This window comes from Bariatricus sp. HCP28S3_D3, assembly GCF_052065755.1.
In the GTDB taxonomy this organism is placed as follows: domain Bacteria; phylum Bacillota; class Clostridia; order Lachnospirales; family Lachnospiraceae; genus Allocoprococcus.
In genome coordinates this window covers 63167-77329 of sequence record NZ_JBQHTK010000001.1, presented here as the reverse complement: position 1 = coordinate 77329, position 14163 = coordinate 63167, and the positions used below count along the sequence as shown (strand labels likewise).

At 45.1% G+C, this 14163-nt stretch carries 14 protein-coding genes; 7 read left to right on the top strand and 7 right to left on the bottom strand.

Translation table 11 applies throughout. The features are described from left to right. Positions 1-42 precede the first annotated feature (42 nt). The 4 genes from coaBC (at position 43) to xth (ending at position 3674) form a co-directional block, all read left to right on the top strand. Entirely contained in the window at positions 43-1242 is a 1200-nt protein-coding gene (coaBC, locus tag ACTNB3_RS00325; RefSeq protein WP_441024029.1) for a bifunctional phosphopantothenoylcysteine decarboxylase/phosphopantothenate--cysteine ligase CoaBC, read from the top strand. Between the two features lie 204 nt (positions 1243-1446). Continuing rightward, entirely contained in the window at positions 1447-2091 is a 645-nt protein-coding gene (locus ACTNB3_RS00320; RefSeq protein WP_427820285.1) for an ECF transporter S component, read from the top strand. Positions 2092-2109: 18 nt separating this feature from the next. Further along, positions 2110-2922, top strand: coding sequence for a type III pantothenate kinase (locus ACTNB3_RS00315; protein ID WP_427806763.1), 813 nt, complete (start codon positions 2110-2112; stop codon positions 2920-2922). Beyond that, entirely contained in the window at positions 2922-3674 is a 753-nt protein-coding gene (gene xth / locus ACTNB3_RS00310; protein ID WP_427806764.1) for an exodeoxyribonuclease III, read from the top strand. Before ACTNB3_RS00315 ends, xth begins: the two co-directional genes overlap by 1 nt. A gap of 68 nt (positions 3675-3742) precedes the next feature. On the opposite strand, the gene ymfI is transcribed toward xth, so the two are convergent. Further along, a complete protein-coding gene (gene ymfI / locus ACTNB3_RS00305) occupies positions 3743-4477 on the bottom strand; it encodes an elongation factor P 5-aminopentanone reductase (protein ID WP_441024026.1) in 735 nt (244 codons plus the stop codon). Between the two features lie 130 nt (positions 4478-4607). On the opposite strand from ymfI, the gene ACTNB3_RS00300 reads away from it, so the two are divergent. Beyond that, on the top strand, positions 4608-5147 hold the full coding sequence (locus tag ACTNB3_RS00300; protein ID WP_441017847.1) for an HD domain-containing protein: 540 nt from the start codon (positions 4608-4610) through the stop codon (positions 5145-5147). A gap of 60 nt (positions 5148-5207) precedes the next feature. On the opposite strand, the gene ACTNB3_RS00295 is transcribed toward ACTNB3_RS00300, so the two are convergent. Together ACTNB3_RS00295 and ACTNB3_RS00290 are read right to left on the bottom strand one after the other, a co-directional pair. After that, positions 5208-5921, bottom strand: coding sequence for a GTP pyrophosphokinase (locus ACTNB3_RS00295; protein ID WP_427806768.1), 714 nt, complete (start codon positions 5919-5921; stop codon positions 5208-5210). Positions 5922-6001: 80 nt separating this feature from the next. Further along, complete coding sequence (locus ACTNB3_RS00290; protein ID WP_427806769.1) at positions 6002-6844, bottom strand: YitT family protein; 843 nt, start codon at positions 6842-6844, stop codon at positions 6002-6004. Positions 6845-7079: 235 nt separating this feature from the next. On the opposite strand from ACTNB3_RS00290, the gene eno reads away from it, so the two are divergent. Next, complete coding sequence (gene eno, locus ACTNB3_RS00285) at positions 7080-8387, top strand: phosphopyruvate hydratase (RefSeq protein ID WP_441024022.1); 1308 nt, start codon at positions 7080-7082, stop codon at positions 8385-8387. Between the two features lie 106 nt (positions 8388-8493). On the opposite strand, the gene hydF is transcribed toward eno, so the two are convergent. The 4 genes from hydF to ACTNB3_RS00265 are packed head-to-tail and all read right to left on the bottom strand — an operon-like array spanning position 8494 to position 12548. Then, the gene (hydF, locus tag ACTNB3_RS00280; protein ID WP_277647605.1) at positions 8494-9735 is read right to left on the bottom strand and encodes a [FeFe] hydrogenase H-cluster maturation GTPase HydF; all 1242 of its coding nucleotides are present in this window, start codon (positions 9733-9735) and stop codon (positions 8494-8496) included. Positions 9736-9761: 26 nt separating this feature from the next. Beyond that, positions 9762-11183, bottom strand: coding sequence for a [FeFe] hydrogenase H-cluster radical SAM maturase HydG (hydG, locus tag ACTNB3_RS00275; RefSeq protein ID WP_427806772.1), 1422 nt, complete (start codon positions 11181-11183; stop codon positions 9762-9764). Then, a complete protein-coding gene (hydE, locus tag ACTNB3_RS00270; RefSeq protein ID WP_441024020.1) occupies positions 11176-12276 on the bottom strand; it encodes a [FeFe] hydrogenase H-cluster radical SAM maturase HydE in 1101 nt (366 codons plus the stop codon). The genes hydG and hydE overlap by 8 nt, the downstream gene beginning before the upstream one ends. A gap of 14 nt (positions 12277-12290) precedes the next feature. Further along, positions 12291-12548 carry a TM1266 family iron-only hydrogenase system putative regulator gene (locus tag ACTNB3_RS00265; RefSeq protein ID WP_427806774.1) on the bottom strand — a complete coding sequence of 86 codons (258 nt, stop codon included), beginning with the start codon at positions 12546-12548 and terminating at the stop codon, positions 12291-12293. Positions 12549-12800: 252 nt separating this feature from the next. Here ACTNB3_RS00265 and ACTNB3_RS00260 point away from each other — a divergent pair, with 252 nt between their 5' ends. Further along, a complete protein-coding gene (locus ACTNB3_RS00260) occupies positions 12801-14075 on the top strand; it encodes a glycosyl hydrolase family 18 protein (RefSeq protein WP_441024018.1) in 1275 nt (424 codons plus the stop codon). Positions 14076-14163: the final 88 nt, after the last annotated feature.

Below are 14163 nucleotides of genomic sequence, written 5' to 3'. Positions count from 1 at the left end.
CTGGAAGCGGACAAGTAAACAGACGAAGGAGTGTACACTTTGATGGAGCAAAAGAAGACAGTTGTACTTGGAGTGACGGGCGGAATCGCCGCGTATAAGACAGCGTCGCTGGCAAGTATGCTGGTTAAGAACGGGTATGATGTGCAGGTACTCATGACGAGGAATGCAACGAATTTCATCAATCCGATTGTATTTGAGACTTTGACGAAGCATAAGTGTCTGATCGATACATTTGACCGGAACTTCGAGTACAGCGTGGAGCATGTCGCACTCGCCAGTGTGGCAGATTTGGTAATGATTGCCCCGGCGACTGCGAATGTGATCGGGAAACTGGCTCACGGAATTGCAGATGATATGTTGACCACGACTGTGATGGCTTGCCGACGATGCCCGAAATTCATTGCGCCTGCGATGAATTCGGAGATGTATCTGAATCCGGTAGTGCAGGATAATCTCGCGATCCTGAAAAAATACGGATATGAAGTGATCGAGCCTGCCGAGGGGCATCTTGCATGCGGAACGAGCGGAATCGGAAAAATGCCGGAACCGGAAGAGCTTTATGAATATATTTATCATGAGCTGGCATGGGAAAAGGATATGATCGGGAAGAGGGTTCTGGTCACTGCAGGGCCGACGCAAGAGGCCATTGACCCGGTGCGGTATATCACCAATCATTCTTCCGGAAAAATGGGATATGCGATGGCGAAAGTCTGTGCCGCAAGGGGAGCCGATGTCACGCTGGTGAGCGGACCGACTTCCATTCCAAAGCCGATGTTTGTGAATGTGGTTCTGGTCACGACGGCAAAAGAGATGTTTGAGGCGGTCCGCAGAGAGGCTGAAAATGCGGATATTGTCTGCAAAGCGGCCGCGGTTGCGGATTATCGCCCGAAGTATGTGAATGATCAAAAAATGAAGAAATCCGGTGAGCAGATGGTTCTGGAACTGGAGAAAACGGATGATATTCTGAAATACCTTGGAGAACATAAAAAACCGGGACAGTTTCTGTGTGGATTTTCTATGGAAACAGAGAACATGGTTGAGAATTCCAGAGCAAAACTGGAAAAGAAAAATCTGGATATGATAGCGGCAAACAATCTCAGGGATGCCGGAGCCGGTTTTCAAGGTGACACGAACAGGATGACTCTGATTACCAGAGAAAACGAGACTGCACTGCCTCTTCTGAGTAAGGAAGAGACGGCGGCGCGGATTCTGGATATGATTCTGGATCAGATGAATTCATAAATAAAAATCATGGTAACTGTTCAGAGCCAACCTCGAAAACACTTCGTGTTTCCTCAGTGTGGCGTATCCGCCAAATAGATTTGTACAAAAAAGTGCTCACGAATGCAAGCATTCATAGCCCTTTTTTGACAAATCTGCTTGGCTCTGAACAGTTACAAATCATGTATTGTATCTCAAAATGAGAATAATAACAGGAGGAAAACAATGAAAAACAACAAAGAAAAAAAGGGTACTCGTTGGATGGTAAGTGTTGCACTGATGGCTGCAATCATTATTGTGTTGGCAAATACGCCGCTTGGTATGATTCAGCTTCCGATTATAAAGGCAACAACCGTACATATACCGGTGATCATCGGTGCAGTTCTTTTCGGACCGCTTGCAGGAGCGATTCTGGGAGGTGTTTTCGGAATCTGTTCGCTCGTCAGCAACACAATGGCACCTACATTGCTGTCGTTCGCATTTTCGCCGTTTCTTGCCTCAAATTTGACAGGGGCGCTCAAGGCAATCTGGATTTCTGTCGGATGCCGTATTCTGATCGGTGTTGTGGCAGGATGGCTTTGGATCTTGTTCCGAAAGATAAAACTGAACACCTATGTGGCACTTGCGGTTACAGGATTTGCAGGATCCATGGTGAATACGGTCATGGTAATGGGGAGTATCTATTTTCTGCTGGCGCAGCAGTATGCCGAGGCAAAAGAAGTAGCGGTGACTGCGGTATTCGGTCTGATCATGGGAACGGTGACTGCATCGGGAATTCCGGAGGCACTTGCTGCTGCTGTCCTTGTCGCTGTCATCGGAAAGGTATTGATGCGCTTGACGGCATCTTCTCAGACACAGAGTGGAAGATAGTAAAGGGGATACACAAAAATGATTCTTGCAATAGATATTGGAAATACAAATATTGTTCTGGGATGTATTGACAACAATAAGACATATTTTATTGAGAGACTTTCTACAATCAAGACGAAGATGGAGCTGGAATATGCGATTGATATCAAGATGGTTCTGGATCTTCATGGAATTGATGCAGGGAAGCTGGAAGGCGCTATTGTCAGTTCCGTTGTGCCCCAGATAACAAATGTAATTAAAGAAGCAACAGAAAAGATTCTCAAGAAAAAAACATTGGTCGTTGGTCCTGGAGTAAAAACAGGACTCAATATTATGATGGACAATCCGGCTCAGCTTGGAAGTGACCTCGTCGCGGATGCCGTTGCCGGAATAGACGGGTATGAGCCGCCGCTGATTATTTTCGATCTTGGAACGGCGAACACGGTCTGTGTTGTGGATTCGAATAAGAATTATATCGGGGGTATGATCTACCCCGGAATTTATACATCATTAAATGCGTTGACTGCAAATGCGTCACAGCTCAGTGGAATCAGTCTGGAAGCTCCGAAACGGATCATTGGAAAAAATACAGTGGAGTGTATGAAAAGTGGTGTGATCTATTCCAATGCCGCATGTATGGACGGTATCATTGAACGACTGGAAGAGGAACTCGGGCAGCCTGCAACGGTCATTGCAACGGGAGGACTTGCAAAGAAGATCGTTCCGCATTGCAGAAAAAAGATTATACTGGATGATGAGCTCCTTCTGAAAGGATTACTCGTTATTTATAATAAAAATTCTCAGGGAGAATTTGCGTGGAAAACTGAGGAAAAAGGGAAGAGGAGACAGTAATGAAATTTATCTCTTGGAATGTGAATGGAATCCGTGCATGCGTACAGAAGGGGTTCATGGATTTTTTTAAGGAGGCAGATGCGGATATCTTCTGCCTTCAGGAAACGAAGATGCAGGAAGGACAGCTGGAGTTGGAACTGCCGGGATATCATCAGTATTGGAATTATGCTATGCGCAAAGGGTATTCGGGGACAGCTGTTTTTACGAAAAAAGAGCCGATCAGCGTCTCTTACGGAATCGGAATTGAGAAACACGATCAGGAAGGACGTGTCATTACACTGGAATTTGAGGATTTTTATTTTATAACTGTGTACACGCCGAATTCTCAGAATGAGCTGGCGAGACTCCCCTATCGAATGGAGTGGGAGGACGCTTTTCTAACATATCTGAAGAAACTGGAAGAGAAGAAGCCGGTTGTGTTTTGCGGAGACTTGAACGTGGCGCATCAGGAGATTGATTTGAAAAATCCGAAGACAAACCGGAAAAATGCCGGCTTTACGGATGAGGAAAGAGCAAAATTTTCAGCACTTCTTGAGAATGGTTTTGTAGATACATTCCGTTATTTTTATCCGGAGGTGGAGGGAATTTATTCCTGGTGGTCCTACCGGTTTAAAGCAAGAGAGAAGAATGCAGGATGGCGTATTGATTATTTCTGTGTATCGGATTGCCTGAAAGAGCGGCTTAGGGATGCAAAGATATTGACTGATGTTTTTGGATCAGATCATTGTCCGATTGAACTGGATATGGAATAAATGATGATAAGATAAAACGGGTTGTGAACACGATTGGTGTTTCAACCCGTTTTACATATGCAGATCTTTTAGATATATCCGCCGTCCAGACCGATGATCTGGCCGGTCATGTATTCCGGTGCGTGGGCAATATCCCATGCGAGCTGAGCCACTTCTTCCGGAGAGCCAAAACGTCCGGCGGGAATTTCCTCAGCAAATGCAAGCTTTTCTTCTTCGCTTAAAAGATCATTCATGGAAGTGTCAATTGCACCGCAGGCAATGGCATTGACCTGAATGTTGCTCGGTGCGAGTTCCTTTGCAAGTGCTCGGGTCAGACCGTTTACACCTGATTTCGCGGCAGAATAGGCGGCTTCGCATGATGCACCAACGGTTCCCCACATGGAGGAAATATTGATGATACGTCCACGCTTCACTGAGATCATATGCGGAAGTGCGCCACGGCAGCAATAGAATACAGAAGAAAGGTCTGTCTGAATCATGTGATTCCATTCTTTGTTTGTCATATCAGAAAGCAATCCCATGTAAGCAATTCCGGCATTGTTGATCAGAACATCAAGACCGTCGCAGGACAGGGAGACGGCATCGAAGATTCCTTTGACATCGTCGGGATTTCCGACATCTCCGGTTACAATTTCACAGGAACCATAAGGCATCTCTTCGATTTGGGCACGTACCTGATGAAGAGCTTTCCATGATTTTCGGCAATTTAAGAAAACATGATATCCACCGGCGGCAAATCGGAGTGCACATGCTCTGCCGATTCCACGTGAAGCACCGGTTACAAGAACAGTTTTTTTGGTCATAAATTAGCGCTCCTTTGTAACATTTATAAAAAAGGTTATTATAATTATACACGTTATTTCTTGTTATTTAAAGTGCAAGATGATATGATAAAGAAAAGATCGTAATATTGTGATATGCGAGGAGGAGAATATGGTAGACAGAGCCATTGAATTCGCAACGAAAGTACATGACGGGCAGTTTCGAAAGGGGACGAAACGCCCGTATATCGTGCATCCGATCGAAGTGGGGGATATCGTTTCGTCTATGACGCACGATGAAGAGGTTATCAGTGCAGCAATTTTGCATGATACGGTTGAAGACTGCAAGGATGTAACGGTGGAGAAGATTGCGGAGATGTTTTCGGCCCGAGTTGCATTTTTTGTAGCACAGGAGAGTGAGGACAAATCCCGTTCCTGGGAAGAAAGAAAGGGAGCAACGATTGAGCGTATCCGAACAGCTCCGAGAGAAGTTCAGATGATCGGACTTGCGGACAAGCTCTCCAATATGCGTGATATTGACAGGGATTATCCGCTCTGTGGTGAGGAACTATGGAACAGGTTTCGTATGAAAGACAAGCAGATGATCGGATGGTATTATAAGGGGATTCGAGATGCGCTGAAAGAACAGTTTGAGGGGGAACCGGTTTATATGGAGTATTGTAGGTTGATCGATAAGAATTTTGGATCATAATAGTAATCTGAGAAAAAGGCATTCCGTAGAGGAGTGCCTTTTTCCATGGAAAATGTGTGCTTAAATGTCTTTGACATCGCCAATTAAATCCTTGATCTCTTCCATATGCCGGTCTGTCAGATTGACAGTCTCTGCACATCTGCGCAGTTCGTCCTCAATGGAGGCGATATCTACCAAAGAACTGATATCCTTTTTGTAGTGAAGCTGGTGATCGAGACTTGCCCAGAAATCCATTCCAATGGTACGGATCTGAATCTCAGCACGCATTGCAGCCTTTCCTTCTGAGAAGAACACCGGGATCTCCACGATCATGTGGTAGCTTCGGTAACCGTTATCCTTTGGCTTTTGTATGTAGTCCTTGATCTTAAGAACTGTGATATCATCCTGTGATGAAATCAGATTGGCCATCGTATAAATATCGCCGATGAATGGACAAATCACTCGAATACCGGCAACATCGTCCAGATTTTTCACGATGCTTTCTTCCGTAAACGGAAGGTTTTTCCGACGCAGCTTTTCATAGATACTTGCCGGAGTTTTGATGCGGGATTTAATAGAAGAAATCGGATTTCTCTGATTTGCAACGGAAAATTCATCATTCAGGACTTCAAGTTTTGTCTGAATTTCCCGGATCGCACAACGATATTTCATCATCAAAGAATTGAAATTCTTATTGTTGCGGATAAAATCTTCCGGACTTACTGCATTCAGCCATTGCTTCTCCAGTGTTGTCGGATGGGAAGACACTGGAATTGTTTCTGTCGCTTTTTCCATAAAACAACCCTCTTTATAAATTTCTAGTGGGAACCCCCGTCAGGTCTTTTGACCTTTCCCATCTATATTCTAACATATTTTTAAATGGCATGAAAGCCTTTTCCTATGATTTCACTGGTATTGGAAATCAGGATAAATGCAGATGGATCTTCCTTCTTGATAAAATTCCTCAGTTTAATTGCCTGCTGGCGATTCAGTGCAGTAAGAATAATGTATTTTTCTGAACCAGAAAATGCACCCCGCGCATCACAGATCGTTGCGCCGCGGTGAAGTTGATTGACAATAAAATCGCAGATCGGATCCGGCTTAGCGCAGACAACGTTAAAATATTTTGAAAGATTCAGACTTTCGATAAAGTTGTCCACCAGGAATGACCGGATCGAAAGACCGAAAAGGGAGTAAAGTCCGGTTTTCATACCAAAGACAAAGAAACCGAGTACTGTTATGGCAATATCGGAAACGATCAGAGCTTTGCCGATATTGATGCTGGAATACTTCTTAACGATCATTGCAATGATATCTGTGCCTCCGCTTGAAGCACCGATATTAAAGAGAATAGCTGAGCCGAATGCCGGCAGTGCGATCGCGAACATAACTTCGAGCATCGGTTCATCCGTAAAGGGGTGTGACATAGGATAGACCCTTTCTAACAGTGACAACGTAACAGAAAGAAGAATACTGCAATAGGCAGTTTTCGCAACAAATTGTTTTCCGAGGATTACTGCACCCAGAACCAGAAGCAGCATATTAGTTATAAAAGAAAAATCGGCAGCTGAAATTAGTCCGGTTTTCGCGACCAGTACAGCGAGACCGGTGATTCCGCCAAAAGTGAAATTGTTGGTAAATTTAAAGAAATAGGTCCCCACTGCCATGATTAGTGTAGCGCCTGTCATCATGGCAAAATTTTTAAAACTCTTATCCATTTGCTCATTCCCCAAGATTATAATATTTGAAAGACCGCGTAAAATCAGCATTACGGCTCGTTCCAAACGAATTGTAACGCGGCAAATTTTGAAAGTCAACTGTTTTGAATCAAGTTTATGAAGTATACAATTATACATAAAACCAAAGAAAAATCAGGTATTTTCTGGGAATAAAATGCGGGCATGAGATGAATCCACAGCGGATATACTATCTTTCAAAAGGAGGAAAAAAATCATGGATCAGTATTTACCTATTACGGATGTATATGCCAGAGAAATTCTGGATTCGCGTGGGAATCCGACTGTTGAGGTGGAAGTACTTGCAGGGGAACAGTTTCACGGCAGGGCATCGGTACCTTCCGGTGCATCAACGGGAAAATATGAGGCAATCGAGCTGCGGGACGGACAGAGAAGATATCAGGGACTTGGAGTTAAGAAAGCTGTGGAGCATGTCAATGACAGAATCGCCCGTGAAGTAGAAGGAATGAATGTGTTTGAACAGGCGAGAATCGATCAGGTCCTTTTGAAACTGGATGGGACAGATAACAAGATTAATCTGGGCGCAAATGCAATGCTGGGGGTATCACTTGCGGTGGCAAGGGCTGCTTCAAAGGCCTTAAGGATTCCGCTGTTTCGTTATCTTGGAGGAGTGGGTGCTAAACAGATGCCGGTGCCTATGATGAATATTCTGAACGGGGGACGCCACGCAGATAATACGATCGACATCCAGGAATTTATGATCATGCCGGTGGGAGCATATAGTTTTGAACAAGGACTTCAGATGTGTTCGGAAATATATCAGGCGCTTAGATCCTTGCTAAATAAGCAGGGATATCAGACAACGGTCGGGGATGAAGGTGGATTTGCGCCCAATCTTCCGGATGCCGGTGATGCACTGCAATTTATTATAGAGGCGATTGACAAAGCCGGATATAAACCAAAAGAAGAGATTGTGATTGCTTTGGACGCAGCGGCCAGTGAGTTATATGACAAAAAGAGAAAACGTTATGTTTTTGAAGGAGAAGGAAAAATGCACGGACATCGTGTGGAACGTTCTTCTGAGGAAATGATTGAGTATTTTGAAGAACTGGCTGATCGGTTCCCGATCCTTTCAATCGAAGATGCACTGGACGAGGAAGATTGGGAAGGCTGGGAACTTTTGACTACAAGGCTGGGGCTGGAGATGCAGCTTGTAGGAGATGATCTTTTTGTTACAAACGTAAAAAGACTGAATGCGGGAATCCTCAAAGAGATTGCCAATGCGATTCTTATTAAAGTGAATCAGATTGGTACTTTGACAGAGGCAGTTGATGCGATTGAGATGGCAAAAAGGTCGGGATATCAGGCAATTATTTCACACAGATCCGGGGAAACTGAAGATCCCTTCATTGCGGATCTTGCTGTTGCCTTTAACACAGGGCAGATTAAGACTGGCGCACCGTGCCGATCTGAGCGTGTGGCAAAATATAATCAGCTTCTCAGAATCGAAGAAAGGCTGGGAGAAATCGCAAAATATGAAAATCCCTTTGTGAGATTCTCGTAGAAGGAATATTGTGAATAAAAAAGTTTCGGAAGAATGTATATAACAACATGTCATCCGAAACTTTTATACGTTAGACAGGTGAATCCAAGGTTAGGGTATGCCTTTTTTACACGATATCCGGGAATGGCTCGAGGCTCCTGTCCAGGATTCCATTCATATAGGCGATGGCGATGCCGTAGTTTGTCATTGGAATTTGCTGATCCTCTGCACATTTCAGACGATACTTCATTTCCCTCTCGCTGAGTGTACAGCCACCGCAATGGACGATCAAAGCATAAGGGGACAGATCGGCCGGAAATTCGGTTCCGCTTGTGAAAACGAATTCCAGTTCCTTGCCGGTATAATTCCGGATCCAGCGCGGTAGTTTCACCGTACCGATATCTTCGCACTGCCGATGGTGCGTACAGCCCTCAGAAACCAGTATTTTATCACCATCTTTCAGACGCTCCAGCATGCGGGCACCTTGGACATTGGATTCCAGATTGCCCTTGTATCTTGCAAACAGGATGGAAAATGAAGTAAGATGTATATTTTCCGGGGTGTCCGCCGATACCTGTTTAAATGCCTGACTGTCCGTAATGACCATGCGAGGTTTCTTCCCTAGAGAAGCAAGTGTTTCTTTCAACTCCGTTTCCCTGGTGACAACGGAGACGGCACCGGCTTCCAGAATGTCACGGATTGTCTGCTGCTGAGGAAGAATCAACCTTCCTTTGGGGGCTGCAGAATCAATCGGAACCACCAGAACAACAACATCATTTGGTTTTAACAGATCGCCGACAATTTTCAATGTCATATTCTCGGCAGGCACCTGTTTTGCAATCATTTCCTTCAGCTCATAAATGTTCTTGCCGGTAGCTGCACTGACAGAGATACAGTTCTGTTCGGTCAGCCACCCGTCAGGAATCGGAGTGTCAGCAATCGCTTTGATGAATTCTGATGAACTTAAAGTTTCTATCGTGTCTATTTTGTTTCTTGCAACCACGTATGGAATTCCTTTTTCCCGTATCCGCCCCAGAATTGCAATATCTTCGGCAGTCATTGGAGAGGACGCATCTGTAACCAGAACAGCAATATCTGTTTTGTTCAGAATCTGATAAGATTTCTGAATACGAAGCTGGCCCAGTTCACCTTCGTCATCAAGACCGGGAGTATCGATCATAACAACCGGGCCCAAAGGCAGTAGTTCCATGGCTTTCAGAACCGGATCAGTGGTAGTCCCGGCGATATCAGAGACAATCGCCAGACTCTGACCGGTTATTGCGTTGATCAGGCTGGATTTCCCTGCATTTCGTTTTCCGAAGATCCCGATATGGATCCGCTCAGCTGAAGGAGTTGTATTTAATCCCATAATAGCCTCCTTATTTTCGATTTCAATTAGAATCTAAAGTCATTTCCTGTTCCGTTTTCAATTGCTTCCAGATGTTCGATCACTTTGGCGCGAACTTTGTCGTTTGGAATATTTGCCAGCTCTTTTTGAAGGATTGCATCACCGACTGCTTTGGTTTCAGGTGAAGCGTAGTCTACCAGATATTCTTTTAAGGTCATCAGAGCATTCGGATGGCAGCAGTTCTGAATCTGCTGGCTTTTGCAGAGTGACATGAAGCGGTCGCCGGTACGGCCTTCTCGATAGCAGGCGGTGCAGAAGCTCGGAATATAATCCATGTCCATCAGCCACTTCACGACCTGGTCGAGTGTACGTGTATCGCTGACATCAAACTGCGCGGAAGACTCTTCGTCCGGCTCCGGTTCGGCATAGCCGCCGACGCTGGTCTTGGAACCGCCGCTGATCTGGGAAATGCCAAGATGCAGTACGCGCTCACGACATTTCTGGCTCTCGCGGGTGGATACGATCATGCCGGTGTATGGAACTGCGATGCGGATGCAGGCTACGATCTTGGCGAAGGTATCATCATCGATTCCGTTAGTGAATGCAGAAGCATCAATGTCATCTGCGTTTCTCAGACGAGGAACACTGATGGTATGCGGGCCGACTCCGAAGACCGCTTCCAGATGTTCTGCATGCATCAGAAGACCCGCAAATTCGTAACGATATTTATCGAGACCGAACAGCACGCCGAGCCCTACATCATCAATGCCTCCTTCCATGGCGCGATCCATAGCTTCTGTGTGATAATCGTAATCATGTTTCGGCCCTGTCGGATGAAGCTCCAGATAGCTTTCTTTATGATAGGTTTCCTGGAACAGGATGTAGGTTCCGATTCCTGCTTCCTTAAGTTTGCGGTAGTTTTCAACTGTCGTGGCGGCAATATTTACATTGACGCGGCGGATCGCTCCGTTTTTGTGCTTAATACTGTAAATCGTCTTGATACTTTCCAGAATATATTCGATTGGATTGTTCTTCGGATCTTCACCGGCCTCCAGCGCCAGCCGTTTGTGTCCCATATCCTGAAGCGCGATAACTTCCTTACGGATTTCGTCCTGTGTCAGTTTTTTACGTGGAATATGTTTGTTTTTCATGTGATAAGGGCAATAGGTACATCCGTTAATACAGTAGTTGGAAAGATAGAGCGGAGCAAACATAACAATTCGATTGCCATAAAAATCTTTCTTTATTTGCTCGGCGAGATGGTAGATTTCCTGGTTCTTCTCATCATTCTCGCAGGCGAGAAGAACGGATGCTTCCCGGTGGGAAAGCCCCTTGCGAAGCTTCGCCTTCTCTATGATCCGGTCGATTAATTCAAGATTGTTTTTATTTTCATCAGCGTACTGGAGTGTCTCCATAATTTCCTCATGGCTGATAAATTCATCTGCTTTTTTTGATGCTGGATTATACATTTTCGTTTCCTCCTGTGAAATCTTTTAAATTTAATTCCTGATTATGATCCTGGATCGTGACCAGGGAATCGCCTCTTGTGGTCACGATATGATAGCTGATTTCTTCCATTTCCTGTGTCAAAATGGCAAGGCCTTCTGCTGCTTCATCCCCCATGCAGCGCTTGTTATCATATAGACTGTAATTCTTTCGGTTCTCCTGCGGTGACAGATTCGGCATCACAACATTGGCACCCGCGAGAATCCCCATTTTTCTGCCCTCCGGATGGATGGTTGCGAGTGCTGTTGTAGACGGCAGAAGTGTCTTTGGCAGCATCAGCCGGAGCAGTCCGAGCATAAATAAAGTGAGCTCAAGAGTGCCGGCTTTCTCCATGGCGAATGGTGTGGCATGATGGGGAATAAACGGTCCGATCCCAACCATATGAGGATTCAGTTGCTTTAGAAACAACATATCCTCGGCCAGGTATTCGGCAGTCTGCCCCGGTGAGCCGACCATGAAACCACTCCCTACCTGATAACCTGTTTCCTGTAGTGCGAAAAGACAGTTTTGTCTGCGAATGGCGGACAATGAGGCGGGATGGAGCATCCGGTAATGATTGGCATTGTAGGTTTCATGACGGAGCAGATAGCGGTCTGCACCCATGTCATGGAACAGCTTGTAGCTCTCTCGGGATTTTTCACCAATGGAGAGTGTGAGCGCACAGTCCGGAAAACGAGTTTTGATTGCCCGGATGAGTACGGCCATCCGCTTGTCCGTGAACCATGCATCTTCGCCTCCCTGCAGGACAAAGGTACGAAAACCAAGACGGTAACCGGTCTGACAGCAATCCAGTATTTCGTCTTTGGTAAGACGATACCGGGCAACAGAAGCATTGCTGCAGCGAATTCCGCAGTAATAACAGTCATTTCTGCAGTAATTGGTAAATTCAATCAGTCCCCGGATATATACATCATGACCATAATACTGATGGCGTACAGCCCGTGCCCGCTCAAATAGAAACTCTGCAAGCTTTGGGGTACGGCCATTGATCAAAGCGATCCATTCGGTTTGGCTCAGATTCCCGGTTTCTTCTAATTTTGTAATGAGTTCTCTCATGAATGGTTCTCCGGTTATTTTGTTTTTGCATAAATTGTCTTTGTACTGATGCCGGGCAGCATTCCGATCTTTCCGGAAAGTGCGCTGATGATATCATTCGGTGCATCCATGGCGATGCTGATAATGGAAATATTTTTTTCCCGATAGGGAATGCCCATTCTTCCGACAATGTAGGAACCGTATTCACTTAAAAGTGCGTTCAGTTGTTCTACGGATTCGTGGCTGGAAACAATAATTCCGATCAGAGCGATTCGTGAGTCTGCTTCAGACATATGAGTAAAACCTCCTTTCTCGAGACAAATGTGTGACGATGCTATAAATTGTACACGTTTGGCGATAAAGACAGAAAGAATTTCCTCAAAAATGTTGTCAGAATAAAGAAATGAAAATGTATGAAATAATTCGGATAAATGCGCCTTTTTGCTCAGGTTCAACCCTTTGCAATCAGAACGTGTAACTGGGTATAGTATATCATGTTTCCTGCATAAAATCAAAGGAAACAGAGAGCATTCAGGAAAAAGAGTATGGAAATTTATGTAGTAAAGCCACAGGATACGATTTACAGAATCGCACAAAGATATGGGGTGTCTCCGGCGAGACTTGCGTATGATAACCAGACAGCCGGTCAGGAATATCTGGTGCCGGGGCAGGCACTTCTGATTCTTTATCCGGAGATCATACATACCGTAAGGGCGGGAGAGACGACCGGAACGATTGCCTCCATGTATCAGATCAGTGAAAAGCAGCTGTATAGAAATAATCCGTACCTGTTGGATCGAACCTATCTGATCACAGGTCAGCAGTTGATTATCTCATATGAGGACCAGAACAGTCCGGAAAAAAAGGTCAGCGGATATGTGTACCCGTATGTGGCAGGATATATCCTGAGAGAAACATTATTATATATAGATGAAATTATGATATTTTCATATGGATTTACAGAAGATGGAGAGCTGGTGCCGCCGCAAGTGAAAGAAGACTGGATCCTAAGAGAGACAAAAAAATTCGGGGTTCAGCCGTTTCTGGTGCTGACTCCCTTTTCGGAAGCGGGAGTTTTCAACAATCAGCTGATCAAGATTGTGACTGAAAATGCAGAAATGCAGAACACATTGATTGCAAACATTCTGGTTGTCGTGCAGGAAAAAGGATATGCAGGAGTGGATGTTGACTTTGAATATATTCTGCCGGAAGATAAAGAAGGATATGTTAAGTTCGTGGAACATCTGCAAAATGTAATGGCGGAAAACGGATATTCCGTTTCTGTTGCGCTTGCCCCTAAAACATCTGCTGACCAGAAAGGACTGCTCTATGAAGGTATGGATTACAGACGTCTTGGGGCGGCAGCGGATACGGTTTTTCTCATGACGTATGAATGGGGATACATGTATGGTCCGCCAATGGCGGTTGCACCTTTAAACAAAGTGTGGGAAGTTGTGGAGTATGCAGTCACAGAGATTCCGCGTGAGAAGATCATGATGGGGATTCCGAACTATGGGTACGACTGGGAACTCCCTTATAAGCGTGGTGAAACACGGGCGGAACTGATTGGAAATGTGGAAGCGGTACGTATTGCTTCGGAAAATGGGGCTGAGATTCAATATGACGAAAAGGTCCAAAGTCCGTATTTCACATACTGGTCCGGAGGAAAACAGCATGAGGTATGGTTCGAAGATGTGCGCAGTATTCGTGCTAAAATGGAGCTTGTCAGAGAAAAGGGGATAAGAGGGTTCGGATACTGGAATCTGATGCGAAGCTTCAGGGCCAATTGGCTGCTGGTGAATCAGGGGGAGAAAGAATAGAAAAGGGTAAAACAGGATAAAACAGGTTTGCAGTAGCCCAATAAAAAGAGTATACTTAATAATTATAGTGAATGGACTGTTACAAAGG

Coding starts and splice junctions, on each gene's coding strand:
- coaBC (WP_441024029.1), top strand. CDS start 43: ATGGAGCAAAAGAAGACAGTTGTACTTGGAGTGACGGGCGGAATCGCC.
- ACTNB3_RS00320 (WP_427820285.1), top strand. CDS start 1,447: ATGAAAAACAACAAAGAAAAAAAGGGTACTCGTTGGATGGTAAGTGTT.
- ACTNB3_RS00315 (WP_427806763.1), top strand. CDS start 2,110: ATGATTCTTGCAATAGATATTGGAAATACAAATATTGTTCTGGGATGT.
- xth (WP_427806764.1), top strand. CDS start 2,922: ATGAAATTTATCTCTTGGAATGTGAATGGAATCCGTGCATGCGTACAG.
- ACTNB3_RS00290 (WP_427806769.1), bottom strand. CDS start 6,844: ATGGATAAGAGTTTTAAAAATTTTGCCATGATGACAGGCGCTACACTA.
- ACTNB3_RS00295 (WP_427806768.1), bottom strand. CDS start 5,921: ATGGAAAAAGCGACAGAAACAATTCCAGTGTCTTCCCATCCGACAACA.
- eno (WP_441024022.1), top strand. CDS start 7,080: ATGGATCAGTATTTACCTATTACGGATGTATATGCCAGAGAAATTCTG.
- ymfI (WP_441024026.1), bottom strand. CDS start 4,477: ATGACCAAAAAAACTGTTCTTGTAACCGGTGCTTCACGTGGAATCGGC.
- hydG (WP_427806772.1), bottom strand. CDS start 11,183: ATGTATAATCCAGCATCAAAAAAAGCAGATGAATTTATCAGCCATGAG.
- hydF (WP_277647605.1), bottom strand. CDS start 9,735: ATGGGATTAAATACAACTCCTTCAGCTGAGCGGATCCATATCGGGATC.
- hydE (WP_441024020.1), bottom strand. CDS start 12,276: ATGAGAGAACTCATTACAAAATTAGAAGAAACCGGGAATCTGAGCCAA.
- ACTNB3_RS00260 (WP_441024018.1), top strand. CDS start 12,801: ATGGAAATTTATGTAGTAAAGCCACAGGATACGATTTACAGAATCGCA.
- ACTNB3_RS00300 (WP_441017847.1), top strand. CDS start 4,608: ATGGTAGACAGAGCCATTGAATTCGCAACGAAAGTACATGACGGGCAG.
- ACTNB3_RS00265 (WP_427806774.1), bottom strand. CDS start 12,548: ATGTCTGAAGCAGACTCACGAATCGCTCTGATCGGAATTATTGTTTCC.